The 23,277-nt window shown below is 67.2% G+C and carries 25 protein-coding genes; 10 read left to right on the forward strand and 15 right to left on the reverse strand.

Features of this window, described 5'->3' with window-relative positions:
* Positions 1–6 precede the first annotated feature (6 nt).
* Genes B7449_RS11055 through B7449_RS11070 form a run of 4 tightly spaced genes read right to left on the reverse strand, consistent with a single transcriptional unit; the run spans position 7 to position 4,264 of the window.
* Positions 7–1,689, reverse strand: a complete 1,683-nt coding sequence (locus tag B7449_RS11055) for a methyl-accepting chemotaxis protein (protein WP_039734677.1) — start codon at positions 1,687–1,689, stop codon at positions 7–9.
* A 6-nt stretch (positions 1,690–1,695) separates the two neighbouring features.
* Positions 1,696–2,232 carry a chemotaxis protein CheW gene (locus B7449_RS11060; RefSeq protein ID WP_039734678.1) on the reverse strand — a complete coding sequence of 179 codons (537 nt, stop codon included), beginning with the start codon at positions 2,230–2,232 and terminating at the stop codon, positions 1,696–1,698.
* Positions 2,232–3,608: a CheR family methyltransferase gene (locus B7449_RS11065; protein WP_039734679.1), complete on the reverse strand. Its 1,377-nt coding sequence runs from the start codon at positions 3,606–3,608 to the stop codon at positions 2,232–2,234. Before B7449_RS11065 ends, B7449_RS11060 begins: the two co-directional genes overlap by 1 nt.
* The gene (locus tag B7449_RS11070) at positions 3,605–4,264 is read right to left on the reverse strand and encodes a chemotaxis protein CheW (RefSeq protein WP_235720952.1); all 660 of its coding nucleotides are present in this window, start codon (positions 4,262–4,264) and stop codon (positions 3,605–3,607) included. Before B7449_RS11070 ends, B7449_RS11065 begins: the two co-directional genes overlap by 4 nt.
* Before the next feature lie 84 nt (positions 4,265–4,348).
* On the opposite strand from B7449_RS11070, the gene B7449_RS11075 reads away from it, so the two are divergent.
* The 5 genes from B7449_RS11075 (at position 4,349) to B7449_RS11095 (ending at position 7,871) form a co-directional block, all read left to right on the forward strand.
* Positions 4,349–4,753, forward strand: a complete 405-nt coding sequence (locus tag B7449_RS11075) for a hypothetical protein (protein WP_039734681.1) — start codon at positions 4,349–4,351, stop codon at positions 4,751–4,753.
* 20 nt (positions 4,754–4,773) lie between these two features.
* Positions 4,774–5,445 (forward strand): cell division ATP-binding protein FtsE, encoded by a 672-nt coding sequence (locus B7449_RS11080; protein WP_010512843.1) that lies wholly within the window; start codon positions 4,774–4,776, stop codon positions 5,443–5,445.
* A complete protein-coding gene (locus B7449_RS11085) occupies positions 5,445–6,371 on the forward strand; it encodes a cell division protein FtsX (RefSeq protein WP_039734682.1) in 927 nt (308 codons plus the stop codon). Before B7449_RS11080 ends, B7449_RS11085 begins: the two co-directional genes overlap by 1 nt.
* Positions 6,350–7,042 carry a YdcF family protein gene (locus B7449_RS11090; protein ID WP_039734683.1) on the forward strand — a complete coding sequence of 231 codons (693 nt, stop codon included), beginning with the start codon at positions 6,350–6,352 and terminating at the stop codon, positions 7,040–7,042. Before B7449_RS11085 ends, B7449_RS11090 begins: the two co-directional genes overlap by 22 nt.
* Positions 7,043–7,121: 79 nt before the next feature.
* A complete protein-coding gene (locus tag B7449_RS11095; protein ID WP_039734684.1) occupies positions 7,122–7,871 on the forward strand; it encodes a lysophospholipid acyltransferase family protein in 750 nt (249 codons plus the stop codon).
* 158 nt (positions 7,872–8,029) lie between these two features.
* Here the strand turns inward: B7449_RS11095 and phaR are convergent, their stop codons facing one another.
* Positions 8,030–8,575, reverse strand: a complete 546-nt coding sequence (gene phaR / locus B7449_RS11100) for a polyhydroxyalkanoate synthesis repressor PhaR (RefSeq protein ID WP_039734685.1) — start codon at positions 8,573–8,575, stop codon at positions 8,030–8,032.
* Positions 8,576–9,000: 425 nt separating this feature from the next.
* Entirely contained in the window at positions 9,001–9,732 is a 732-nt protein-coding gene (gene gloB, locus B7449_RS11105) for a hydroxyacylglutathione hydrolase (protein ID WP_039734686.1), read from the reverse strand.
* Positions 9,733–9,830: 98 nt separating this feature from the next.
* Between gloB and B7449_RS11110 the strand changes: the two genes are divergently transcribed.
* The 3 genes from B7449_RS11110 to B7449_RS11120 are packed head-to-tail and all read left to right on the forward strand — an operon-like array spanning position 9,831 to position 12,159.
* Complete coding sequence (locus B7449_RS11110) at positions 9,831–10,583, forward strand: methyltransferase domain-containing protein (protein WP_039734755.1); 753 nt, start codon at positions 9,831–9,833, stop codon at positions 10,581–10,583.
* Between the two features lie 34 nt (positions 10,584–10,617).
* A complete protein-coding gene (locus B7449_RS11115) occupies positions 10,618–11,295 on the forward strand; it encodes a phosphatidylserine decarboxylase (protein ID WP_039734687.1) in 678 nt (225 codons plus the stop codon).
* A gap of 6 nt (positions 11,296–11,301) precedes the next feature.
* The gene (locus tag B7449_RS11120) at positions 11,302–12,159 is read left to right on the forward strand and encodes a CDP-alcohol phosphatidyltransferase family protein (RefSeq protein ID WP_199858285.1); all 858 of its coding nucleotides are present in this window, start codon (positions 11,302–11,304) and stop codon (positions 12,157–12,159) included.
* A gap of 22 nt (positions 12,160–12,181) precedes the next feature.
* On the opposite strand, the gene B7449_RS11125 is transcribed toward B7449_RS11120, so the two are convergent.
* Genes B7449_RS11125 through B7449_RS11165 form a run of 9 tightly spaced genes read right to left on the reverse strand, consistent with a single transcriptional unit; the run spans position 12,182 to position 21,350 of the window.
* A complete protein-coding gene (locus tag B7449_RS11125) occupies positions 12,182–12,631 on the reverse strand; it encodes an NADH-quinone oxidoreductase subunit B family protein (RefSeq protein ID WP_039734688.1) in 450 nt (149 codons plus the stop codon).
* Between the two features lie 9 nt (positions 12,632–12,640).
* Positions 12,641–14,107, reverse strand: coding sequence for an NADH-quinone oxidoreductase subunit D-related protein (locus tag B7449_RS11130; protein WP_039734689.1), 1,467 nt, complete (start codon positions 14,105–14,107; stop codon positions 12,641–12,643).
* Entirely contained in the window at positions 14,104–15,174 is a 1,071-nt protein-coding gene (locus B7449_RS11135) for a hypothetical protein (protein WP_039734690.1), read from the reverse strand. The genes B7449_RS11130 and B7449_RS11135 overlap by 4 nt, the downstream gene beginning before the upstream one ends.
* Positions 15,171–15,716 carry a hypothetical protein gene (locus B7449_RS11140; protein ID WP_039734691.1) on the reverse strand — a complete coding sequence of 182 codons (546 nt, stop codon included), beginning with the start codon at positions 15,714–15,716 and terminating at the stop codon, positions 15,171–15,173. Before B7449_RS11140 ends, B7449_RS11135 begins: the two co-directional genes overlap by 4 nt.
* Positions 15,717–15,718: 2 nt before the next feature.
* Entirely contained in the window at positions 15,719–16,687 is a 969-nt protein-coding gene (locus B7449_RS11145) for a hypothetical protein (RefSeq protein WP_039734692.1), read from the reverse strand.
* 4 nt (positions 16,688–16,691) lie between these two features.
* On the reverse strand, positions 16,692–18,428 hold the full coding sequence (locus B7449_RS11150) for a hypothetical protein (RefSeq protein ID WP_235720954.1): 1,737 nt from the start codon (positions 18,426–18,428) through the stop codon (positions 16,692–16,694).
* A 58-nt stretch (positions 18,429–18,486) separates the two neighbouring features.
* Entirely contained in the window at positions 18,487–19,338 is an 852-nt protein-coding gene (locus tag B7449_RS11155) for an aldo/keto reductase (protein WP_039734693.1), read from the reverse strand.
* A 53-nt stretch (positions 19,339–19,391) separates the two neighbouring features.
* The gene (locus B7449_RS11160; protein ID WP_039734694.1) at positions 19,392–19,838 is read right to left on the reverse strand and encodes a DNA polymerase III subunit chi; all 447 of its coding nucleotides are present in this window, start codon (positions 19,836–19,838) and stop codon (positions 19,392–19,394) included.
* Between the two features lie 42 nt (positions 19,839–19,880).
* On the reverse strand, positions 19,881–21,350 hold the full coding sequence (locus tag B7449_RS11165) for a leucyl aminopeptidase (RefSeq protein WP_199858286.1): 1,470 nt from the start codon (positions 21,348–21,350) through the stop codon (positions 19,881–19,883).
* Positions 21,351–21,502: 152 nt separating this feature from the next.
* Between B7449_RS11165 and cysQ the strand changes: the two genes are divergently transcribed.
* Together cysQ and B7449_RS11175 are read left to right on the forward strand one after the other, a co-directional pair.
* Positions 21,503–22,288 carry a 3'(2'),5'-bisphosphate nucleotidase CysQ gene (gene cysQ, locus B7449_RS11170; protein WP_039734697.1) on the forward strand — a complete coding sequence of 262 codons (786 nt, stop codon included), beginning with the start codon at positions 21,503–21,505 and terminating at the stop codon, positions 22,286–22,288.
* A gap of 10 nt (positions 22,289–22,298) precedes the next feature.
* On the forward strand, positions 22,299–23,273 hold the full coding sequence (locus B7449_RS11175; protein WP_039734758.1) for an L-threonylcarbamoyladenylate synthase: 975 nt from the start codon (positions 22,299–22,301) through the stop codon (positions 23,271–23,273).
* The last annotated feature ends 4 nt before the right edge of the window (positions 23,274–23,277 follow it).

A 23,277-nucleotide genomic window follows, 5' to 3' on the forward strand; every position in this document is an offset into this window, starting at 1 on the left:
CGGCCGTCAGGTCCGGTAACGCGCGGAAATGGTCAGAAGCTGTTTCGACAGCTTGCCAAGGTTGCTGGCCGAGACCTCAAGATTGCGCGTGCCTGCCGATGTCTGCTGGCTGGCCTGCCGGATGCTCTGCAACGCGGTCATGACCTGCTCGATGCCGATCTGCTGCTGGTTGGTGGACGCCACGATCTGCTGGAAGGCATGCACGCCTTCCTCGATCCCGCCGGTCATGCGTTCGATGGTGCGATAGGCGATGTCGGTCCGTTCCTTGCCCGCCGAAACGCGCTTGACCGCTTCCTCCGTCAGCATGACCGAGGTGTTGATGCCGCGCTGGATGTCACCCAGTATGGCGCGCACGTTCTGCGTCGCATCGCGCGACTGGTCGGCCAGTATCTTCATTTCCGCCGCGACCACGGCAAACGACCGCCCGTGCTCGCCCGCTGCTGCCGCCTCGATCGCGGCATTCAGCGCCAGCAGGTGGGAACGTTCGGACAGGTCATTGACCGAGGCGATGATTTCGCTGATCGCCTCGGTCCGTTCGGACAGGGCGACGATGTTCGACGCCACGGCCTCGGCCCCGTCATGGGTGTGGGCCATGGCGCGGGCGGTTTCCTCAACCGCTTCCAGCCCGCTTGCGGAACTGTGGACGATCACCTCCGCCGAGGAAATGACCTCACGCGCGCGCTTGCTGATCTGGGCGCCGGAATGGGTGATTTCATCCACCGTCGCGGCCGTTTCCTGGACTGCGGCAAACTGTTCTTCCACGCTTGCGGCCTGCTGCTGGGTGGACGCGCGGATTTCGGCCACGGCGGCGTCAAGGTTCTGCGTGACTTCCCCGCTCTGCCGCGCGATTTCACGCAGGCCGTCGATCATGCGGTTCAGCCCGGCCGCAAGGCGGGCGACCTCATCACGGTCCTCGCCCATGCCGCCGACCTTCGCACGGGTGGCAAGGTCGCCCTGTCCCACGCGTTCCATGACATGCATGATGGACGAAATCGGTTCCATGATCGACCGCCGCGTCCAGAACGTCACGATCAGCGCCACGACAACCGCGCCCCCCATGCCGATGGCCAGAGACCGGCGGCTGTAATCATACGACGCCGCCCCCTGCGTTTCGGCCACCTGCACCCCATGGTCCAGCAGGGACGCAGCCCGCCCCACCAGCAGGTCGATCGACTGCTCGCGGCTGTCGATACGCGACGCCTGTTCGCGCACGCCCGCGTCATTCCCCGCGCGGATGGCCTGAAACAGCATGGCGGCCCCGTGCGTATCCATCTGGAACTGCGCGGAAATATCACGCAGCTGACTGGCGACGGTATTGAACATCTCGCGCTGGTCATCGCTACGGGCCAGCCTGCCGGCTTCTTCCGCGCGCGACAGAACGCCCGCCAGCAGGCTGTCCGCCCCGCGCGCCTTTTCATCCCATCCGGCGATGGCGTCTTCCAGCACGGCGGGGGCGGTTTCGAAATCATGCGCGTAATAATGCGCAAGGATGGCGAGCCTGCGGGCGACAAGGTCGTTTTCGTTGGCGCGGATATGCGTCAGTTCACGGTAGACTGACAGGTCGCGGGTGACGATGATCGTCATTTCATCACGCACCTCCCGGATCTGTCCCAGCGCATAGATGCCCAGCGAAACCATCAGCAGGACACCGACCATGAAGCCGAACAGCAGGCGATTGGCGATTGTCACGGTACTTCACACTCCGACATAACGGGAAGAAAACAGACGCGCGGGGTCGATAACCGTCAGGCTGCGCCCATCGGGCAGGCTGGCCCGGGGAAAGCCCGAAGGGGTGAGCGGCGTGGGGGTGCCCGCTATTTCCGCCGTGCCTAGCGCCGCAGTGGCCAGAAGCGCAATGCGCCCCAGCGGGATGCTGGACACCGAACGCAGCAGCAGCATCACCCCCGGCTGTTCCAGCGGCGCGCCGCCCAGCAGGATGGACAGGTCAAACACGGTGTACAGGTCGCCCTGGTATCCATGCACCCCCCGCACGCCGGGCGGGCAGTCGGGCCTGCGGGGCATGTCGCTCCAGACCGGGTCGGTCACACGCAGCACGGCATGCAGGTCCACGCCGCAGGCCTGCCCGGCCAAGTCGAGCATGACCAGCGGTCGTCCCGCGGCGCCATCCGCCTGCCCCTGTCCGCGCGCGGCCATGATGCGCGCGCGTTCATGCAGGACCCGCCGGGCAAAGGCCTCCCTGCCCGCGGGTGGGCTCATCTCCGGATGCGTCATCAGGATGTCACCCGCGCATCATGCCGCAGCGCTGGTCCTTCGCCAGCCTGCCGGGCAAGGCGCAGCAGGCCGCCTGCCGTCATGCCATCCCCGTCCGGCAGGACCATGTCGGGCGGGCAGCGGCGGACAAGATCGATCATCTGCTGGCGCATGCGGTTTGCCTCCACCCATCCGCCCGCATCTTCCAGCAGGCGGGCAAGGTAGCAGCGCGCCATGACATGATCGCGGGCCAGATAGATGACCCGACGGAACGATTCCTCGGCCTGCAGCAGGCAGCCCTCGCCCCATGCCAGAACAGCGGACAGGAAATGGATGCGGGTGTCCATGGGGTGACGCACCAGATGGTCGCGACACATCCGCATGGCCCGGGCGACCTGCCCCCCGTCTGCAACACGGCGGATTTCCGCGGCAATGGGCGCGCTGTCCCCGGCAGGCACGGGCACAAGGGCACGCGCGGCAGGCCTGCGCCGCGGCAGCACGGGCAACGCGGCACAGGCATCCTGCCGCCCTCCGTCCGAATCTGGCGCGCGGAACGCCAGCGTGCCCGGCAGGCGCACGGTTTCAAGACAGGGGCCGAAGTTGGATACCGGTTCCGAATGCCCCAGCAGGATCCAGCCTTCGGGCGCAAGCCGCGACGCCATGGCGCGCACCAGCGCCTGTGCCTGCGCCTGCGCGAAATAGATCAGCACGTTGCGGCACAGGATCAGGTCGAATGGCCCCGCAGGGCCGCCATCGGGCCGCAGCAGGTCCAGCACGTTGCCATACCGGAAGCGGACCATGCGGCGATAACATTCATGCAGCCGCCAGATACGGGCACTGACCGGGGTGAACCAGGCCGCCCGCTGCGCCGGGACGATATCGCGCAGGGTCCATGCGCTGAATTCCGCCAGCCGGGCCTGTTCCAGCGCACGGGTGCTGATGTCGGTGCCCAGGATTTCGATATGCCAGTCAGCGGCGTTCAGGCCCGCTTCATCAAGCAGGCGGGTCAGCAGGATGGCGATGGAATACGGTTCCGCCCCGTTGGAACAGCCAATGCTCCAGACCCGCAGGTGCCGCGTGGCCGCCGCCCGGCGGATAAGCCGGGGCATGATGGTCCGTTCAAGGGCGGCGAACTGTTCAGCGTACCGGAAGAAAAAGGTCTCGCCTATGGTAATGGCGGATTCCAGTTCCCGCCATTCCCTGTCGCCCCGCGCACCGTCGGACAGCAGGGCAAGGTAATCATGGCATGTCCGGCAGCCATGCAGCGCCATGCGCGCGCCCACCACCTGTTCCAGCAGGTCAGCCTTGTCCACGTAATAATGCAGTCCCGTGCGCCGGGTCACGGCATTGAGCAGGCGCCGGAAACCGGCAGGTGGAAAGGCGGCCGGTCCCATCATGAATGACATTCCCCCTCATCACCCGCCGGCATGTTGGGGGCGGGGGCGTCCAGTCCGGCCCACAGGGCGGCGCGCGCACGGGTGCGTTCCATCAGATTGTCCAGCCGCATGCGTTCATCATCATTGATGATGTCGGTCATGCGCAGCATGAATGCAATGCCACCATCCGCAAGTTCCAGTTCCCGGCCTGCATCCCCGGCCTGCGCCGCGTCACCGTCAGGCATGGCGGATGCACGGGGGACGGGCTGTACAACCTCGCACACCGCATCCACCAGCAGGGCCACGCTCCCCCCGCCGGGCAGGTTGCACAGCAGCAGCGGGCAGTACAGCAGGTCCACCGGCTGGCGCACCGCCTGCGCGCGGACACCCAGCAGAACCCCAAGGTCAATCACCCCCACCATGGCCGCCCCCAGCCGGAACCAGCCCGATACATGCGGCAGCGCCACCGCCACCGGCATGAGTTCGGGCACGGGCATGCATTCCCTGACCACAAGCCCGGCAGGCAGACCGTACTGCCGCGCGCCCACACGGAAGATCATGACGGAGGAGCGCGTGACCCGACCCGATCCATATCCATTATCGTGCTGTGACGTGGCGTGATCCATTGCGACGGCGCGACCTGCTGTTTCCCATATGCACAAGGCAGAAGTTTGCATTTAATACAAGCCATCGCTACCTCGGTCTGGAATGCGTTTCCAACAATCCGGGGAAACGGCCCCCATGAGCGGAGTCTTGTTTTAATGGACAGTCACTTTTCCAACCAGCAGCAGGACCGCATGCCGGTGTCCGGCACCACCATGGGTGGGGTGAACGTGCCACGCATCGTGCGGGTGGCGGTCTGGTCGGTGTTCTACTTCCTGTTCTATCTGGTGCAGCAGGTATCCGAACTGGTCGCCCCGCTGGTGCTGATCCTTGGCATCGGGTGGAGCGCGCTGCCCCACGTCATCGGGATCGTCAACGGCGCTGCGGGCAACGATCCGCAGACGCGGGACATGATCGCGCATGTCGCCCATTCCATTCCCGACCATCTGGAGGTGGGATCGCACCTGCTGACCCCGTCCTCGCTGGTGTTTGACGGGCTGCTGCTCATGGCTGCGGCGGCGCTGTGCGCGACGCTGTCCACCATCGCCGCGCGCACCATGTAAAGACCGGAAGGTCCGCCCGCATGTTCCGCCTGCATGATGTCAGCTACGCCTATGGCGGCAATCGCGCCGGGGTGGCTGCCCTGTCGCATATCAGCCTTGATGTGGCGCAGGGCGAATTCCGCTGGCTGCTTGGCCCGTCGGGTGCTGGCAAGTCATCGCTGCTGTCCATCCTGTCGCTGGAGGTGCAGGCCAGCGCCGGCATGGTGGAAATACTGGGTGTGCCGGTCATGCAGGCGCGGCGCAGCAACCTTGCCCGCCTGCGTCGGCGCATCGGGACGGTGTGGCAGGATTTCCGGCTGCTGCCGGACCTGAGCGTGTTTGACAATGTCGCCCTGCCGCTGCGCCTGCAGCACCGCGCGGAGGACGAGATCGCCCATGAGGTCCACGCCATCATGAAATGGGTCGGGCTGGAAAACCGTCTGGACGCGCGCCCGCTGCAACTGTCGGGGGGCGAACAGCAGCGGGTCGCGATCGCGCGCGCGGTCATCTACCGCCCGGCCCTGCTGCTGGCGGATGAACCGACCAACGCGCTGGATGAACGGCAGGCGGGGCGTCTCATGGCCATGTTCCACCGGCTGGCGGAACTGGGCACGACCATCGTGGTGGCCACCCATAACGACGCCATCGTGGAAAAATACCCTGCCCCCGCCATTGAACTGGCGCATGGCCATCTGGTGCGGGATTACCGCTGATGGTCCGCAGGCGTTACCATGACGGGCTGGCCCTGCATCAGGCGCTGCCGGGGCAGTTCCTGCCCTTCCTTGTCGCGGCGATGTCCTTTCTTGCGGCGCTGGCGCTGGCGGGGGGGATCGCGGCGCATGGCCTGTCGCAGCGCTGGACCCATGGCGCGGGCGCCGTCACCACCGTGCAGGTGCCCGGCCCCGATGACCCCGCAGCCGGTTCGGGCACGCGCATCGCGGCGGTGCAGGACATTGTGGCCCATGCCCCCGGCGTCGCCACGGCGCACAGGCTGAGCGATGCGGAACTGCGCGCCCTGCTGGCCCCATGGATCGAACAGACCGGGGATGCATCCCTGCCGCTTCCCGCCGTGATCGAGGTGCATACGGTGCCGGGACAGGATCCGATGCCCCCCCTCCTGCCCCGGCTTGAAGCCGTCGCGCCGGGGGTGCTGGTGGAACATGACAGTGTCTGGAGCGACCGGCTGGCCGCGCTGGCCGCCAGCCTGCAGGCCTGTGCGCTGCTGGCCGTGCTGATCGTCATGACGGTGGCGGTATGCGTGGCCATGGCCGCAACACGGGCGGGCCTGCAGACCCGGCGGCAGGCCATTGCGCTGATCCACTCGCTGGGTGCCATGGACAGCTATATTGCCGGACGCTTCGCATCGCGCGTCGGACTGCTGGCGCTGGTGGGGGGACTGGGGGGCAGTATCGCGGCCCTGCCCATGCTGCTGGCCATGTCACATCTTGCGGCCCCCTTTTCCGCCATGACCGATGCGCAGGCCGTGGCCCCCATGGACTGGCACAGTCCCCGTGCATGGGCGGACATCGTACCGCACGCGCTGTTATGGATGCTGCTGGCGCTGCCGCCTGCCGCCGGGATCACGGGCTGGATCACCACGCAACTGACCGTGCGGGCATGGCTGCGCCGCCTGCCATGACCCCCACGCCCCCCACGAACCGGGCGCGCCCGTCGCTGCTGTGCCGCTGGCTGGCAGGGGCGGGCGTGCTGGCGGCGCTGCTGGCGTGGCTGGGCGGACTGGCGTGGTTTATCCATGACGCCATGCGCGCGCCCACGCGGCCGCCGCATGTGGACGGGATCGTGGCACTGACAGGGGGACAGGGCCGGATCGACGAATCCCTGCACCTGCTGGCACAGGGGAATGCCGACCGACTGCTGATTTCGGGCGTGGACCTGCATGCCACGCTGGGCGATTTCCTGCGCCATCAGGCCCGGCCCGTGCCCCTGACCTTATGGACGCATACGACGCTGGGCCACAGCGCCACATCCACGCTGGGCAACGCGGACGAAACGGCGGAGTGGGTGCGCGCCTACCATATCCGCAGTCTGGTCGTGGTGACGGCGGGCTATCACATCCGCCGCGCCATGCTGGAAATCTCGCGCACGGTGCCCGATGTGCGGCTGTATGGGTACCCGATCCGTTCCCCCGCGCTGCGCCACCTGCTGCATCCCGCCACCATGCGGCTTATGGTGACGGAATATGACAAGTGGCTGCTGGCCTGCCTGAATGTCGCGCGCCTGACACGCCCGCTGCACGGCCTGATCAACCACGGCGATACCCGGCCCGGCGCGCCCCCGGTCATGGGCTGAACACCGACATGTCGCTTGTCCTGACCACGGTTTTCTGGTGTTAGGAAAAGCCGACCCCACACTGCCGGACCCGTTCGTGATGACATTGCTGCGCGCGCTTGCCTTCAACCTGTATTTCCTGCTGCTGACCATCGTGATGGGAATTCTGGCCTTTCCCATCCGCCTGTTCGCACCGGGCCGCGCGCTGGCCTATGCAAAGGTATGGACGGGGCTGACCCTGCGCGGGCTACAGCGTATCTGCGGGATCAGCATACAGATCAGCGGCATGGAGCACCTGCCGCCGGGACCGTGCCTGCTGGCGTGCCAGCACCAGTCGGAATTCGATACGCTGGTCTGGATGAACCTGGTGCCGCGCCCGACCTATGTCATGAAGCGTGAACTGGAACGCATACCGCTGGTTGGCCCCATGCTACGGCTGAGCGGCATGATCCCGGTAGACCGGGATGGCAAGGCAAAGGCCCTGCGCGCCCTGCTGGCCGCAACGGACGACGCCGTGGCTGACCGGCGCCAGATCATCATCTTTCCCGAAGGCACGCGCACGGCGCCGGGCGCGCCCATCAGCCTGCAGCCGGGCATTGCCGCGCTGTCGACCCATACCGGCCTGCCGGTCATTCCCGTGGCGACCGATGCGGGCCTGTACTGGAAACCCGGCAGCCTGCTGAAATGTCCGGGCACGATCCACATTGTCGTGGGCACGCCCCTGCCCGCAGGCCTGCGCCGCGCGCAACTGCTGCCCGCCATCGGTCAGGCATGGCAGGACCTGTGCGCAACCCATGGCCTGCCGGTTCCCGCCCCGGCACAGGCGCGCCAGAAGGGTGTTTCAGAATAGGCTGGCACCATTTTTTCCATAAAGGGCGACATTCGCTAAAGCTTTCTGGAAAACGCTGCTCCAGAACCATCTTTCGATTTCAGGGGCAGGTTCCGGCAACGGTCCACGATCGAAAGAACAACCGGATGGGAACAAAGCGCGCCGTTGCAGCCTATTGGCTATTGGCCCGGCGTGCCGCCCTGCCTCCCGTCATCCAGACGCGCCTGTAACGCCGCCACCTGCTGGCGCAGGTCCATGATTTCCTGCAGCAGGTTTTCCACCGTCCGGTTGCCTGTCCGCTCCACGGCATACAGGGATGTGAACAGGGACATGGCCTGCCGCACCACGGCGGCATTTTCCTGTCCCAGCCCATCCAGCCCGTCGGGCGTCACGCCGCCCGGCGGACGGTCCATGAATTCGGTCATCATGCGTTCCAGATAATCGGATACCTCGCCCTGCATGCTGTCGCCATAACAGCGGATAAGCTGCCGCAGGAAGGCCACCGGCAGCATGGCGCGGCCGCGGGTTTCCTCTTCCAGCATGACCTGCGCCAGCACGCCACGGGTTATGTCATCGCCCGTGCGGGCATCCAGAATGACGAACGCCCGGTCCTGCTTGACCATGTCCATAAGGTTTTCAAGCGTGATGTAGGCCGACAGATCGGTATCGTACAGCCGCCGATTGGCATATTTCTTGATGATCACCGGGACAGAAGAGACCGACAAATGCCTTACCTTTCGCATGGATCAGGGGCGCGTTACCCCGGTGGGCCATGTCGCCACCCGCCAGATGACGCCTGCACCGGCCATGCACCGCGCATGCAGGCCAGTCAATGAAGTGTTCCGCATATACCCGGCCCCGGCAGGACACCCCCACCCCACGGTGTGGCGCGATGATCCGTCTTCCCCGCCCTGACGGCCAGATCCCTGCATTATGTCATAATACGGTTTCCCGCCATGCATCGGATCATTAATCATGTTTCCAGGCGGGAAAAACAATACTGCCATGCCAGCGGCGACATAACTCCACCAAAAGTGTCCACAGGACATCCGGACACTCATAAGAAAGTTTTCCGGTGACGCTTTTTCAAAAAGGCAACATCCGGAACCTTCTGTTATTTTTTATCAATCGGCTGGATTCACACATCCTGTCAGAAACTGTCCTTTTCCTTTCGCAGCAGCCCAAGGGTCGCGGCATCCGACGCGCGCAGGAAGGGATTGGTCTGGCGTTCCACCGACAGCGGAACCGGCAGCGTGGGCAGGCCCCTGCGCCGCAGGTCCGCCACCTGTGCCGCGCGCGCCTTCAGCGCGGCATTGTCCGGATCGACATGCAGGGCGAAACGCGCATTCGACTGGGTATATTCATGCCCGCAGCATATCAGCGTGTCATCCGGCAGGGCCCTGATACGCGACAGGCTGGCAAACATCTCGGCGGGCGTGCCCTCGAACAGGCGTCCACACCCCATGCTGAACAGCGTATCGCCACAGAACAGGGCCGGCCCGTCAGGAAAATAATACGAGACCTCGCCCGCTGTATGGCCCGGTGTTGCAATCACCTCCGCACGGGTGTGCCCCAGCGCCACGACATCGCCATCGCGCACCGCGACATCAAGGCGTGGCAGGCGGGCGGCCTCGGCGTCCGGTCCCACGATTTTCGCACCGTACCGCTGGCGCAGGGCATCGGCCGCCGCGATATGGTCGGCATGGTGGTGGGTCAGGAAAATCAGGTCCAGCCTGCCCCCCGCCGCATCGATTGCGTGGGTCAGGGGGGCTTCCTGCGCCGGGTCGACCATGGCGGCGGCCCCCGTCGCCACGTCATGCACGAACCAGGCGTAATTGTCCGACAGGATGGGAATCGGCTTTATGGCAAGCTTCTGTGTCATGACTGTCCTCGACATTTCCGTTGCATGGGCCCGACCATCCGGCATGACGTGATGGCCGGGGCGATGGGGTATGCTAGTGTGTACCAATGCCAGAGAACATGCACACCGCCGCCAGCTTCTATGCCACCCGCCGGGGCCAGGTGGCCGCGCGCCTGCTGTGCCAGCGCATGGCCGCCATCTGGCCCGAAGGGACGGCGGGGCACACGCTGGGCCTTGGGTACGCGCACCCCTTCCTGCCATTATGGGACCGGCCCGACAGGCCGTGCGTGTCCGCGCGGCTGGACACCCACGTTACCCGTGATGCACAGCCATGGCAGGGACGCGACTGTATCGTGAATGGCACGCATCTGCCATTCGATGACCTGCAGTTCGACCGTATCGTGATGATCCATGCGCTGGAGGTCAGCGAGGACAAGAACAGCCTGCTGCGGCAGGTCTGGAAAGTCCTGAAGGATGACGGGCGGCTGCTGCTGGTCGTGCCCAACCGGGCGGGGCTGTGGGCGCATGCCGACAATTCCCCCTTCGGGCAGGGCACGCCGTTTTCGCGCCGGCAGATCAGCCGCTGGCTGGCCAATGCCTGTTTCCGGGCGGAACGCCATGAAGATGCGCTGTACGCCCCACCTGCCGGCCCATGCCCGGCCGCCCCGCTGGGCATGATGGAATGGACGGGGCGCAACCTGTTCCCCCGTCTGGGCGGTGTCTGCATGATCGAGGCGGTCAAGGACATTTACGCCGCCGTGCCCACCCGTCCCGCGACACTGGTGCCCACGGGGCTGCGCCTGCGGCCGGCACGGGTCTTTTCACGCAATGCGACATCCCGTCGGCAACCACGGGACATGCAGAATACTTGACCATTTTTACCGAAATCTTCATGAACATTATCCCATGTCGCTGATTCAATCGCTCAAGCTTGTCATTGCACCGCCGCACCCGGCCGCGCGCCCCTTTCTCCTTGCATCGGGGGCCGGGGCCGTCATCGGTCGGCTGCTGCCGTTCCGGGTGACCAGATGGCTTGGTACAGCCAGTGGCCTGTTCTTCGGCTTCTGCCTGTATTTTTTCCGTGACCCCGAACGCGTCACCCCGGCCGAGCCGAACGTGGCGGTTGCCCCGGCAGACGGGCATGTCGTCTCGATCGAGAAAGTGGCTCCGCCACCGGAACTGGATATGGGGGATGCCCCGGTCTGGCGCATCGCCACCTTCCTGTCGGTTCTGGACGTGCATGTGAACCGTATGCCCGTCGCGGGCACCGTGACGAAAATCGCCTACCATGCCGGGCAGTTCCTGAACGCCAGCCTGGACAAGGCGTCCGAGCTGAACGAACGCAATGCGCTGCGCGTGACGCTGAAGGATGGCCGTCAGGTTGCCGTGGTCCAGATCGCGGGACTGATCGCGCGGCGCATCCTGTGCGATGCGGAAGAAGGCATGCAGTACGAAACCGGCGAACGCTTCGGGCTGATCCGCTTCGGCTCACGCACCGACCTGTACCTGCCGCCCGATGTCACGCCGCTGGTGGAAGTCGGCCAGACCATGATTGGCGGCGAAACCGTGATGGCGCGGCTTTAACCGGGCATGGCCACCCCGCCGACACGCCGTATCCGACGGTTGAAAAAACGCCAGCGCCCCCGCGTGCGGGGCCTGTCGTTCAACCGGATGATCCCAAACCTCATGACGATGCTGGGCCTGTGCGCGGGCCTGACGGGCATGCGATTCGGGCTGGAAGGGCGATTTGGCAGTGCGGCGACCGCCCTGCTGATCGCCGCCTGCATTGACGGGCTGGATGGACGAATCGCGCGCCTGCTGCGCGGCACCAGCCGCTTTGGCGCGGAATTCGACAGCCTGTCGGATTTCCTGTGCTTTGGCGTGGCCCCTGCCTTTGTCCTTTACCTGTGGGCGCTGCATGAAGGGGGGCGGTTTGGCTACATCCCCTGCATCATGTTCACGGTATGCATGGCGCTGCGCCTGGCGCGCTTCAACGCCAGCCTGGATGACGACGCCAACCAGCCCAAATACGCCAGCAACTTCTTCACCGGCGTTCCCGCCCCGGCGGGCGCGGGGCTGGCGCTGTTTCCGCTTTTCCTCGGGCTGGAAGCACAGCACCTGCACTGTGACTGGCTGTATGAACTGACGCGCGACCCGCTCCTGCCCGCGCTGACGCTCAGCGGCACGGCCTTCCTGCTGGTATCGACCCTGCCGGTCTGGTCGTTCAAGAACTTCAAGGTACCCTCCCCCATGATCCTGCCCACCATGCTGGGCACGGGGGCCTATGCCGCCGTTCTGGTGGCCGAACCATGGGGCGCGCTGGCGGCGGCGGGGATCATCTACATCCTGCTGCTTCCCATGAGCAGGCGGAGCTTCCACCGCCTGCGCCGCGAAGCCGAGGCATTGCAGGAAAGCGACGACCAGCCCGTACCCACCCCTTCGGCCTGAACACCCTCCCCGGTTCCTTCCGTCAGGTCGCCTTCCCTTCGCCCTGCGTGCGCCAGCGGATCAGGGCATCGAGGATTTCCGCAGGCGATGGCGGGCATCCGGGCAGCAGCAGGCTGGCGCGCGCACGTCCGCCCACCCCGCCCAGAACCGCGTAACCGGGCGTGAACACCCCCCCATCCACCGCGCAGTCCCCCACTGCGGCCAGCAGGCGCGCGCCCGGCATGGCCTGCCATGCCAGTTCGACAACCGGGGCCATGTCCACCGTCAGGCTGCCGGTCACCAGCAGCAGCCCCGCCTGTCGTGGCGTGGAGACAAAACGAATATCGGAATGCCCTTCCACCAGGACGCGCGACAGGCTGCGCAGTTCAATCGCACAGCCCGCGCAGCCCCCGGTTTCCATGTGGAAGATGTCCAGCGGCACCATGCGCGGCAGCACAGCACCATCTGGCCAGAACAGGTTCAGATACGCCATGGCCCCATCCTACAGATCCGCGCCCGCAGCCGACAGGCCAAGCGATGTCAGGATCAGCGGCACGTCCTCATACACCGCGCCGGACAATATGCCGGGCAGCGCCTGAAACAGTAACAGGGACGCATCACCACACCACCATGCCGCGACACGGCCATGCTCCACCCTGACCCAGTGCCAGACAGGCCCGGTGGGGCCTTCCACGCAGCCTACGCCTTCCCCCGATCCATGCGCGCCATGCCCGGCGGGCACGCTGACGGCCGCGCCATCGAACGTGGACAGGATGCCAACGGCCGTTTCCACCTCCTGCAGGCGCATGGCCAGACGGTCAGCCACATCGCCTCCCATGCCCTCATGCCCTGCGGACCGTGACACATAGGCCCGCAGATCACCTTCAGCGCCAGACGCCCGGCCCACGCAGCCCGCAATCCCCCACCTGCGGGCTGCATCCGCCGACAGGATACCCCGCCCGCGCGCCTGCATGGCCATGCCACGCGGCCGCCAGAACAGACGGCGCAACGTGGCGCAGCCCGTGCGCAGCTCCGTCAGGATCTCCATGGGAATGGACACGGCCCGTCCCGTGTCGCCTGCAGGTGGCAGCACGTCAAACAGCAGGCGACTGCCACAGCCATCCCGACAGGCCTGCCGCACACGCTCCAGCAGGGTTGCGGCAAGAATGGCAAAACGCCCATCGGCCAGCAGGTCCGCCGCGGTGGCCAGCGTGTCCAGATGGATCGCAATGCGTTCCAGTTCGCCCACGAACATGGCCGCATCATCCATATCCGCGCCTGCCTGTTCCCCCGCCGCCCCCAGCGCGCGGGCAAAAGCCACCTGGTGGGCCACCGTAGCCGTTGCATCGATCCGGGCGACCAGCCGGGCTGCCTGCGCCACCGTGGCGCCACGCATGCGCGCGCACAGGCCACGATGGGCGTACCCCATGCGGGTGCGGACCTGCATGATCCGCTCACCCGGCAGGCCCAGACGCAGGTGGAAGGGAGAGTGGAAATCCCCCTCCGCCGGGCCGTACCCCACAACGGTGCCACCGGCCTGCACCATGGCGGCATCATCGGTGAATTCCACGCCTTCCGGTGGCGCTGGCGCGGGCGGTGGCCGGTCATGCAGGGGCCATGTCACCGGCCACCGTCCCTGATCCAGCCATGGGGCGCTGTCTGTCGCCCCCATGCCCTCGATCCCCCACAGATCCTGCGTGATGCGTTCATAAGCCGCCGCCCCGGCGCGTACGGGGGACAGGGCAAGATAGCGCCCATCCATGACCGCGACACTGGCCAGCAGGGGACATGTCCCCTCCATGAACAGGGCATGTATCTGCACCCCATCCGACCACAGCCCCAGCAGCGGCAGGGTGGAATGACGCAGGTTTTCCACCATGTCGCGCCACGCTCCGCCATCCAGCACGAACCGCCCGGCACACGCCGCAGGCATTCCGCTGCGAATCAGGTCCGGTACCTGCGCTGTCATGACCCTCTCCCCACCCGGTACGCAACAGTGGCAAGCACCGCGCACCCGGCCACCAGCAATAACGTCGCCTGTGCCCATGGCGGCCTGCCATGGGCGTCCCGGCCACGCAGCGCCAGCACCGGCCACAGGCTGGCACCGGCGGCAAACGCCACGGGGGCCATGCCGCCCATTTCCCCGACAAGCACGAGACCCGCCGCCATGCCGGGCAGGAAGGGCGGCCACACCATATATCCAGCCGGTGGACCATCCGATAACGGCACGCAGGCCATAACCAGCAGGCAGGCAGCCAGTGGCAGCGCCCCCATGCCGTCATCCGGCAGGCCCGCAGCCAGCACGGCCCAACCGGCCCAGTATCCCCCGCCAGAGACGCGCCCCCGCCGGAACAGGACCGCCCATGACAGGCACACACATCCCATGAAGGTCAGGACAGGCAGCAGGACCGGCCACACCCCTCCCGCCCGCGCCACAACCGGCAGGACGGCCAGAATTTCCATGTTCCATCCCGGCCCGGCCTGCCCCGGCCGACCCATGACGGCACAGGCCAGCAGCAGCCCGCCCACCAGCAGGATCGCCCCGGCCTGATCGTGCATATGCCCCCATCCCGCCTGCAACACGAACAGGCCCCCCTGCGCCATCAGCAACCCGCACAGTTCCATGCGCAGGACCTGCCAGCCGTCCCGCTCCAGTCCGCGCGGCCCAATCGCCAGCGCAAGACGGGCCACAAGCCCGCAGCCCAGAAACAGTCCGAGCAGGTCACACCGCCCGAAAGCGATGGCAAGGGCGGCAATGCCCGACAGGAAAAAGGGCAGCACGGCCGCCCCGCGCGATACGTTCCCTGCCCCGTGCCGCGCCCTGAAAACCCACACGCATAATGCCAGCGCGGGCGCCGTTTCCATCATGCATCCCGCCACATCGCCCGACAGGCCACCCGCCACGCCGCACAGCACCAGAAACAGCACCGTCAGAAGCACGCGCAGCGCCTGTGTCGCCCCGGTCGCCAGCAGGGCGGTCAGCGCCAGCGCCAGCCAGCCGCCCAGCAGGCTGGCATAAAGGGAAAGCGACATCATTCCCCCCGTCCATGCACGCGCGGCGCCGCGGCCAGCAGGACATTCAGCCCGATTGCCGCAACAATCACCTCCCCCATGACCAGCAGGTCATCCGTGCGTACCGCCAGCAGCATGACACCATCCAGCCCACAGGCCAGCCCCGCGCACAACGCGACAGGCCCGCGCGCGATACACGCGCTCCATACGCCACACAGGATGGCGGCCAGACCCGTCATGCCCATAAGGCGCGCCGTCATGCCATCCTGCGGTCCCTGCATGATGACCTGTGTCAGCACCGCGACACAGGCCAGGCCACCGGCAAGCCGCAGCCCGCTACGCTCCCGCCGGGCCGCGGGAATATGCAGCATCTGCACGCCCAGCAGTCCGAACAGGGCCGCAAGCCCCACCGCCATGATGCAGGCCAGCCCGACCTGCCCCTGCATCCAGCGCGACAGGCACACGCACGCCGCCGTACACGCCGCATGCCAGACCGGACCGCCGCCCCGCCCCCCCGACGTCGAGAGCGAGAGAATGACCAGCACGCCCAGAAGCAGCACCAGCATGCTCAGCCCATCCCCCGCCCGGCAAACAGCAGCACCCCGGCCATGATGGCGCATAACAGCGCAAGACCGCCCCGCCAGCCCGCATGCCGCTGTCCCGACACCACGAAAACCCGTATCGCCGCGACACACCCGCAGGCCAGCAGCATATGCGCCACCCACAGCGCGACCGCCACCAGCATGGGCGCCAGCACCCCTGATCGCGGCAGGATGTCGGGCTCCGCAATTCCTTCAGGCCAGATCAGGTCACGCGCCAGCATCATCCACACCACCGCCAGCAGGTCACGCGCGTACTGGGCCACGGCGCGATCAGGGCCGGCAAGGTCCTCCAGCATGGCCGAAAACAGCGTTGATGTCGTTCCGTCCCCTTCACCCACCGCCCCCAGCACCAGCGCGCCGGCAACCAGCGCCAGCGGCACGCGCACAAGGTTCATGTCCGCCACATGCGCCTGCCGCACCAGTCCCGCCAGCGTGCCATCAGGCAGGCACATGCCCAGCACCGCGCAGGCCAGCAGCATGACCGGCTGTATCATGATCCCCCCCGCCACGACCCGCAGTCCCGCATGCCCCGGTCGCGCCAGCCCCGGCGCAAGGGCCGCCACCACCAGCGCAAGGAAGACCATTTCCAGCAGCCCGCCGATAATCAGCACATCCGACAGGTCGCCCCCAGGCATGCCGATGGAAAAGGACGGCACCAGCAGCGCCGCCCCCATGCCCGCCGCCAGCGCCAGCCAGGGGGCAACCGCCGTCACCTGCGCGCCTGCGGCCGACCGCACGCCCACCTGCCGCCATGCATGCAGCAGCACACGCCAGTGCGCGGTCGGGTCCGGCAGGCGGCGTTCCCCCTCCATCACGGCGGCCATCCAGCGCAGCAGGCCGATCCATACCGGCGCGCCCAGCATGACCAGCGCCATATGGCAGCCCGCAAGCAGGAGGGCCTGCATCCGCGCGGCCAGCATGAATGACGTCATCATGCCCCTATCCATGCCATGCAATGAATATGAGTGCCGCCATGCACGCCATGACCATCATCACCGGCGCGGACACCGTCATGCCATCCTGTCGCCTGTCGGCCACATATTGCGCCAGCAGGGGCCATACCCGCGCGCCCCGCCGCCGCAGGCGCACGCAATCGCGCATGAACCGCCTGCGCACCGCGACCGTTCCCACCATGTCCAGCAGCATATTCACGGGATTGCCCGGCCCCACCTGCGTCAGCGGGTCGCCAAACACCATCCACGGCGGCACGGGGGGCGCACCCTGCCGCCACCCCGCGACCTGCCGGGCGGACGTGGGACAGGCCATGCGCCGCACCACCACGACCATGCCCCCGACCACGGCCACCAGCAGGCACAGCCGCGCAGGATGCAGCACCGCCGCCCCATCGGGCGACGTCAGCGCGACATTGTCCACGGCCACACCCGCCCCCGCGCCCGCCAGAAGCCCAAGCCAGTATCCCGGCCATACGGACACGCACACCACCGGCAGGACCGCCAGCACGATGGCCGCCATGTCCCGCCCCGACGGATCAGCGGCCCCCGCGCCGCGCGGCGTGCGTGGCCTGCCGCACAGCATGACCGCCACGATGCGCACAAGCGCCAGCATACGCACTGCCCACCCGATCCCCAGCGCCAGCAGCGCCAGCAGCAACGGCAGGTCGCCCCCCAGCCCCCCGCCGCGCGGCATGGCCGCCAGCAGGCGCAGCAACATCCAGATTATGGAAAAACCCAGCAGCGGCGGCAGTCCGCTTTCCGCCAGAAGCCCGATGGAAAACAGGGCCGACAGGCGCGGCATCAGCACGCCCAGCCCACCCAGCCGGTTCAATATCAGGGGACCTGCCTCGCGCTCCATCACATCCATCGCACGCGCCATGAACATCCATGTCAGCAGCGCGCCAGCCACCAGCATGAACGTGCGGCTGGCGCAGGCGGCCATGGCGGGCAGGTCATCGGCACGGGCCAGCAGCCCCAGCCCCGCCAGCACGATCACCAGCGCCCCCGTGCCCCCCATCAGTCCCGTCATGACCCTACGCCCGTCCCCCGCGCACAGCGCCCGCCACGAAGCCGTCATGTACAGCAGGCAGCCGGCAACGATCAGCACGCCGCCCCACCGCATGTCCCCCACCATGCCGCCAGCGGGCAGGTGCCGCCACAGCGCCATGGCCGCAACCATCGCGGCGATGTCAGCCATATGGAAAGGGTGCAGGCCACGCGGCGACACGCGTGGCGAAAAGGACAGGCCCAGCAGCCCGCGCGTGGCAAGCCAGCACAGCCCGGGCAGCAGCCAGCCCGCCGGACGTGCAAACAGCAGTACCGCCGCCATAAGCAGCAGGGCGACCAGGTCAGGCGCCTGCCGCGCCATATCATCGTGCGGGCCATCCCTGCGTGCGATCAGGGTCCACCCCGCCCCCACGCAGGACAGGACCGGCCCGCCGGTCACCGCAAGCGCCGCGCCCGCGCAGGCCGCCAGACCGCGCGCGCCGGACGCCGCCGCCCCGACAACGCCAAGCGGCACCAGCAGGGCGGTATCATGCATGTCACCCGAAAAACCGGCCCATGGCGCGATGCCCCCCGGCAATCCCGCCCCAAGGCAGGACAGGATGGCCATGATGCACAGCGCCATCCACCCGCAGCGCAGGACAGGTACCATTCCGGCCATCTGCCTTACGCCGCAGGCGGGCGGCACGCTGGCCACCGCCAGCAGCAGCACGGTCACGACAAGGGTGACAGGAATGATGGCAGCCCTCCCGCATGCGCCCGGAAGGCCGGGCGGGTCAGATCATGGCCAGCGGCTCCTTGCGGCGCGGCGGCGCTATGGCTTCATCAATCTCCGCCAGATCATCGCGCGTCAAGGTGATCTCGACTGCTGCGAAGTTTTCTTGCTGATGCCGCGGGCTGCCTGCCTTGGGAATGGCCAGCACGTTTTCCTGCCGAAGCACCCATGCCAGCGCGATCTGCGCCGTCGTGGCCGGCCCGAGGGATGTGCTGTGACGCGCTGCCATGCGCCTGAGCACCGGCGCGCGCAGCAGGTCACCCCCCTGCCCCAGTGGGGAATAGGCCATGGTTACGACGCCAGCATCACGATCACGTTGCAGCAGGTCGAATTCCACGCCACGGTAATCAAGGCTGTACAGCACCTGGTTTGCGGCGCATGGCGTGCTGGCCGGTGTGCTTTCGACCTCCATCATGCCATCGGCGTCGAAGTTGGATACGCCCCAGCTCCGGATCAGGCCCGCATCAACCAGATCATCGAATCCCGCCAGCGTTTCCTCCAGTGGTACGCTGCCGGGCCAGTGCAGCAGGTAAAGGTCAAGAAAATCGGTGCCCAGCCGTTTGAGTGACGCCTCGCACGCACGCCGCACGCCCGTGCGCGATGCGTTGGAGGGCACGACCTTACTGACTAGGAACACGTCACCGCGGCGTCCCCGTATCGCCTCGCCCACCAGCTTTTCGGAACGGCCGGAGCCATACATTTCCGCCGTGTCCACCACGCGGATCCCCGCGTCGAGACCTGCGTGGATGCTCTTTATCTCATCCGCGCGGCGGCTGTCGCTGTCCCCCATGTTCCATGTGCCCATGCCCAGCGCGGGCACCGTGGTTCCATTGGGGAAAGTAACCGTCTTCATTACGCAACCTGCCTTTCGTCCATGCCGCCACCGCCCCGCAGCGGGGCGTGCGGCTATTTGCGACGCGCCCAGCCTCTGGGCTGCTGTTGCCAGTAGCTCAGGTCATGGCCACCATCGCGCCATGCCACCCAGCGTTTGCGTGCGCTGGCGACGGCGGCCTCATCATGGCCATCGAACAGGTCGAACACCCGTTCGAAAGGGGACAGGTCGGCGGCTTCCACCCCGTCAAGCAGGAAGGCGAAGGTCGCGCCGTTGGGCACGTCCTGGCCATCCGTCAGCCAGATCGGCTGCCACGGCCCATGCCCCATGGCCTGCGTGCCATGGGGAAGCCACAGCGGGTCGGTCGCCCGCCACAGCCCGTCATCAAGCTCCTGCACCCGTTCCACCGTGGCGCAGCGGACCACCGCCCGCTTTCCCGCCGCAAGCGTCCGGCCCAGCAGCGCAGGCAGGACCGCCAGCGCCGGTGAACGCGTCAGGTGATAGAAGCCGATCTGCGCCATGGAGTTCCCTATCCCGATCCGGCCTGCCGCGCGGGGCAGGCATTACCCTTCGTAATACGTGCCGACCATGCGATCGAGCAGGCGCACGCCAAAGCCGGTCGCCCCACGGGGCGCATGCGATGTCGCCTTGGACGTAAACGCCGTGCCCGCAATGTCCAGATGCGCCCACGGCACATCGTTCACGAAGCATTCAAGGAACTTGGCCGCCGTGATCGACCCGCCGGGACGCCCGCCAATATTCTTGAGGTCCGCAATGTCCGAGCGCAGCAGTTCAAGGTAGCTGGCGTCCATGGGCATGCGCCACAGCTTCTCGCCCGTCTGTTCCCCCGTGGCCGACAGGTGGCCCGCAAGGCCGTCATTGTTGGAGAACAGGCCCGCGCGCTCAACCCCCAGGCTGACCACGATCGCCCCGGTCAGGGTGGCAAGGTTGACCATGAAGCGCGGTTTGAAGCGGTCCTGCGTGTACCACAGCACGTCCGCCAGCACGAGACGCCCTTCGGCATCGGTGTTCAGCACTTCAACCGTCTGGCCCGCCGCCGTGCGGACCACGTCGCCCGGACGCTGCGCATTGCCCGACAGCATGTTTTCCACCAGCCCCACGACACCGACGGCGTTCACCTTCGCCTTGCGGCCCGCAAGGGCCGCCATGGTGCCGACCACGGCGGCGGCGCCTGCCATGTCGGTCTTCATTTCGTCCATGCCAGCCGCAGGCTTGATCGAGATACCGCCCGAATCAAACGTCACGCCCTTGCCGACGAAGGCCACCGGCGCCGCGCCGTCCGTGCCGCCATTCCAGCGCATGATGACCGTGCGCGGCGGCGCGTCACTGCCCTGCGCCACCCCCAGCAGGGCGCCAAAACCCAGCTTGTGCATGGCGTCGCGGTCCAGCACCTCGACCTCCACCCCAAGGTCACGCAGGGCAAGGATACGCTGCTCGAACTCGGGCGGGCGCAGCATGTTCGCGGGTTCGGACACCAGGTCACGGCACAGGAACACCCCGCGCGCCACCGCCGAAAGCGGCTGCCATGCCGCCTGTGCCGCGGCGGGATCGGCGCAGGCAACGGTCACGGCCGCCAGCGGGCCCGCATCGCCCTTGCGCGGCCGGGTACGGTACGAATCGAAACGGTAGCTGCCCAGCACGACACCCAGCGCCACATGGGCGGCCAGGTCGGGGGCAATGCCATCGGCCACGACCACGCCCGACGTGCCCGCATCGGACAGGGCGCGGGCGGCCGCGACACCGGCCTGTTCGGCTACGGCGCCATCCAGCGCGTCCAGAGCGCCCAGACCCACCAGGACCACGCGGTCATATCCCGCCCCGGGCGCCAGCACGACACAGGTTTTCGCGGCGTCGAAGCCGAAGCCCGTGGCCTTCGCGGCCCGGGTCAGCGCGCCGCCCACCGCGGCGTCCAGCGCAGCAAGGGCGCCCGCGGGCGCCCCGCCGGATGCGGCAAGGATGGCAATGGTGCCACTGGCGGGCAGGCTTGCGTCGGAAAAGGCGATATCGAGCATATGAATCACGGTGCTCCGCTTCGAAGGTGTTGGGCAGACAGGATAAATTCCTGCACCAGCACGCCGCGCCCCGGACCGACGCCACCCTGTCCGCGGCCATCGGCACCGATAAGGACATGACGGCGCGCCGTGAGTAAGCTAATGCGAACAGCATGAATACGCCATCCATGCCAGCATATGAGGACGGATTCCTTCTGGATCTGGCCCTGCGCCTTGCCAGTGAAGCCGCCGACCTGATCCGCACCATCCGCGCGCGCGGGTTCGCGACCAGGGTCAAGACCGACAGTTCCCCCGTGACCGAAGCCGACCACGCGGCGGAAAAACACATCCTTGCGGGCCTGCGCGCCCATGCCCCCGCCATTCCCGTCGTGGCGGAGGAGGAGGTCGCAGCCGGCATCATGACCGATACCGGGCGGGAGTTCTGGCTGGTGGACCCGCTGGATGGCACGCGGGAATTCGCGGCCGGGCGGGATGATTTCACCGTCAATATCGGCCTTGTGCGTGATGGGCGGCCAGTGCTGGGGGCCGTGGCGCTTCCGGCCTATCACCAGCTTTATGGCGCGGGCGCGGGACGCGGGGCCTTCCGCATCGACGCCAGCGGCACGCAGGCCATCCATGTCCGCACACCCCCGGCGGAGGGACTGACGGTGCTGGCGTCGCGCCATTACGCCGATGATCCGCGCCTGAAGGAATTCCTGGGCGGACACACCATCGCACATCTGGGCAATATCGGCTCGGCGGCCAAATTCATCCGTGTGGCCGAAGGCGTGGCCGATCTCTACCCCCGCCTTGGCACCACCATGGAATGGGACACCGCCGCCCCGCAGGCCGTTGTCGAAGCTGCCGGCGGGTCCATCACCACGCCCGATGGCAAGGTGCTGGGCTATGGCAAGCCCGGCTTCCGCAACCCGCATTTCCTGTGTCGTGGCGCGGCATAACCGGCATTCCATGCATACACGCCTGTTGCATAACGACCCACAGGGACTCGCCACTGCCGCCGCCATGCTGCGCGCGGGCGGACTGGTCGCCTTCGGGACGGAAACGGTTTACGGCCTTGGGGCGGATGCGGGCAATGATACGGCCGTCGCCGCCATCTATACCGCCAAGGGGCGGCCGGGCCACAACCCGCTGATCAGCCATTTCGCCAGCGCGGACGCTGCGTTTGAACAGGTTGAGGCCACGCCACTTGCCCGCAGGCTGGCCGAACGGTTCTGGCCCGGTCCGCTGACAATGGTGCTGCCACGTACTGCGCGGTGCGGCATATCCGCCGTCGCCACCGCCGGCCTGCCGACCGCCGCCGTGCGGGTGCCGGCGGGTCAGACCACGCAGGCCCTGCTGGCGGCGTGCGGATTTCCGGTCGTGGCCCCTTCGGCCAACCCGTCGGGCCGGGTCAGCCCGTCCGATGCGCAGCACGTGCTGGCGGGGCTGGATGGCCGCATTGACGCTGTCCTTGACTGCGGTCCGTGCCGCGTGGGCGTGGAAAGCACGATCATCGACCTGTCCCGCGATGTCCCTGTCCTGCTGCGTCCCGGCGGCATCACGCTGGAGGCGCTGGAGGCGGCATGCGGCGTGATGCTGGCCCTGCCCGCAGGCAGCAACGACGCCCGTCCCACCGCCCCCGGCCAGCTGTCATCGCATTACGCGCCCGGCCTGCCGGTCCGTCTGGATGCCCACAGCGTGGCCCCTGACGAGGCGCTGCTGGCGTTCGGCCCGCCCCTGCCCGGCAGCGCGCTGGTATGGAACCTGAGTGCCACGGGTGATTTGCATGAAGCGGCCGCGCGCCTCTTCGCGGGGCTGCGGTTTCTTGATATGGAAGGTCACCGCCGGGGACTGGTCGGGATTGCGGTGCAGCCTGTGCCCGGACACGGGCTGGGCCGTGCGATCCGTGACCGCCTGATCCGCGCGGCCTGCCCGCGACCGTAAAATA

Origin of the sequence: Komagataeibacter intermedius TF2 (genome assembly GCF_000964425.1) — a bacterium.
In the GTDB taxonomy this organism is placed as follows: domain Bacteria; phylum Pseudomonadota; class Alphaproteobacteria; order Acetobacterales; family Acetobacteraceae; genus Komagataeibacter; species Komagataeibacter intermedius.

Coding starts and splice junctions, on each gene's coding strand:
- gloB (WP_039734686.1), bottom strand. CDS start 9,732: ATGACACAGAAGCTTGCCATAAAGCCGATTCCCATCCTGTCGGACAAT.
- B7449_RS11155 (WP_039734693.1), bottom strand. CDS start 19,338: ATGAAGACGGTTACTTTCCCCAATGGAACCACGGTGCCCGCGCTGGGC.
- B7449_RS11080 (WP_010512843.1), top strand. CDS start 4,774: ATGTTCCGCCTGCATGATGTCAGCTACGCCTATGGCGGCAATCGCGCC.
- B7449_RS11165 (WP_199858286.1), bottom strand. CDS start 21,350: ATGCTCGATATCGCCTTTTCCGACGCAAGCCTGCCCGCCAGTGGCACC.
- B7449_RS11125 (WP_039734688.1), bottom strand. CDS start 12,631: ATGGCGTATCTGAACCTGTTCTGGCCAGATGGTGCTGTGCTGCCGCGC.
- B7449_RS11070 (WP_235720952.1), bottom strand. CDS start 4,264: ATGCAAACTTCTGCCTTGTGCATATGGGAAACAGCAGGTCGCGCCGTC.
- B7449_RS11145 (WP_039734692.1), bottom strand. CDS start 16,687: ATGATGACGTCATTCATGCTGGCCGCGCGGATGCAGGCCCTCCTGCTT.
- B7449_RS11135 (WP_039734690.1), bottom strand. CDS start 15,174: ATGATGTCGCTTTCCCTTTATGCCAGCCTGCTGGGCGGCTGGCTGGCG.
- B7449_RS11175 (WP_039734758.1), top strand. CDS start 22,299: ATGCATACACGCCTGTTGCATAACGACCCACAGGGACTCGCCACTGCC.
- B7449_RS11090 (WP_039734683.1), top strand. CDS start 6,350: ATGGCTGCGCCGCCTGCCATGACCCCCACGCCCCCCACGAACCGGGCG.
- cysQ (WP_039734697.1), top strand. CDS start 21,503: ATGAATACGCCATCCATGCCAGCATATGAGGACGGATTCCTTCTGGAT.
- B7449_RS11095 (WP_039734684.1), top strand. CDS start 7,122: ATGACATTGCTGCGCGCGCTTGCCTTCAACCTGTATTTCCTGCTGCTG.
- B7449_RS11140 (WP_039734691.1), bottom strand. CDS start 15,716: ATGCTGGTGCTGCTTCTGGGCGTGCTGGTCATTCTCTCGCTCTCGACG.
- B7449_RS11130 (WP_039734689.1), bottom strand. CDS start 14,107: ATGACAGCGCAGGTACCGGACCTGATTCGCAGCGGAATGCCTGCGGCG.
- B7449_RS11120 (WP_199858285.1), top strand. CDS start 11,302: ATGGCCACCCCGCCGACACGCCGTATCCGACGGTTGAAAAAACGCCAG.
- B7449_RS11075 (WP_039734681.1), top strand. CDS start 4,349: ATGGACAGTCACTTTTCCAACCAGCAGCAGGACCGCATGCCGGTGTCC.
- B7449_RS11110 (WP_039734755.1), top strand. CDS start 9,831: ATGCACACCGCCGCCAGCTTCTATGCCACCCGCCGGGGCCAGGTGGCC.
- B7449_RS11115 (WP_039734687.1), top strand. CDS start 10,618: ATGTCGCTGATTCAATCGCTCAAGCTTGTCATTGCACCGCCGCACCCG.
- B7449_RS11060 (WP_039734678.1), bottom strand. CDS start 2,232: ATGACGCATCCGGAGATGAGCCCACCCGCGGGCAGGGAGGCCTTTGCC.
- B7449_RS11085 (WP_039734682.1), top strand. CDS start 5,445: ATGGTCCGCAGGCGTTACCATGACGGGCTGGCCCTGCATCAGGCGCTG.
- B7449_RS11160 (WP_039734694.1), bottom strand. CDS start 19,838: ATGGCGCAGATCGGCTTCTATCACCTGACGCGTTCACCGGCGCTGGCG.
- B7449_RS11065 (WP_039734679.1), bottom strand. CDS start 3,608: ATGATGGGACCGGCCGCCTTTCCACCTGCCGGTTTCCGGCGCCTGCTC.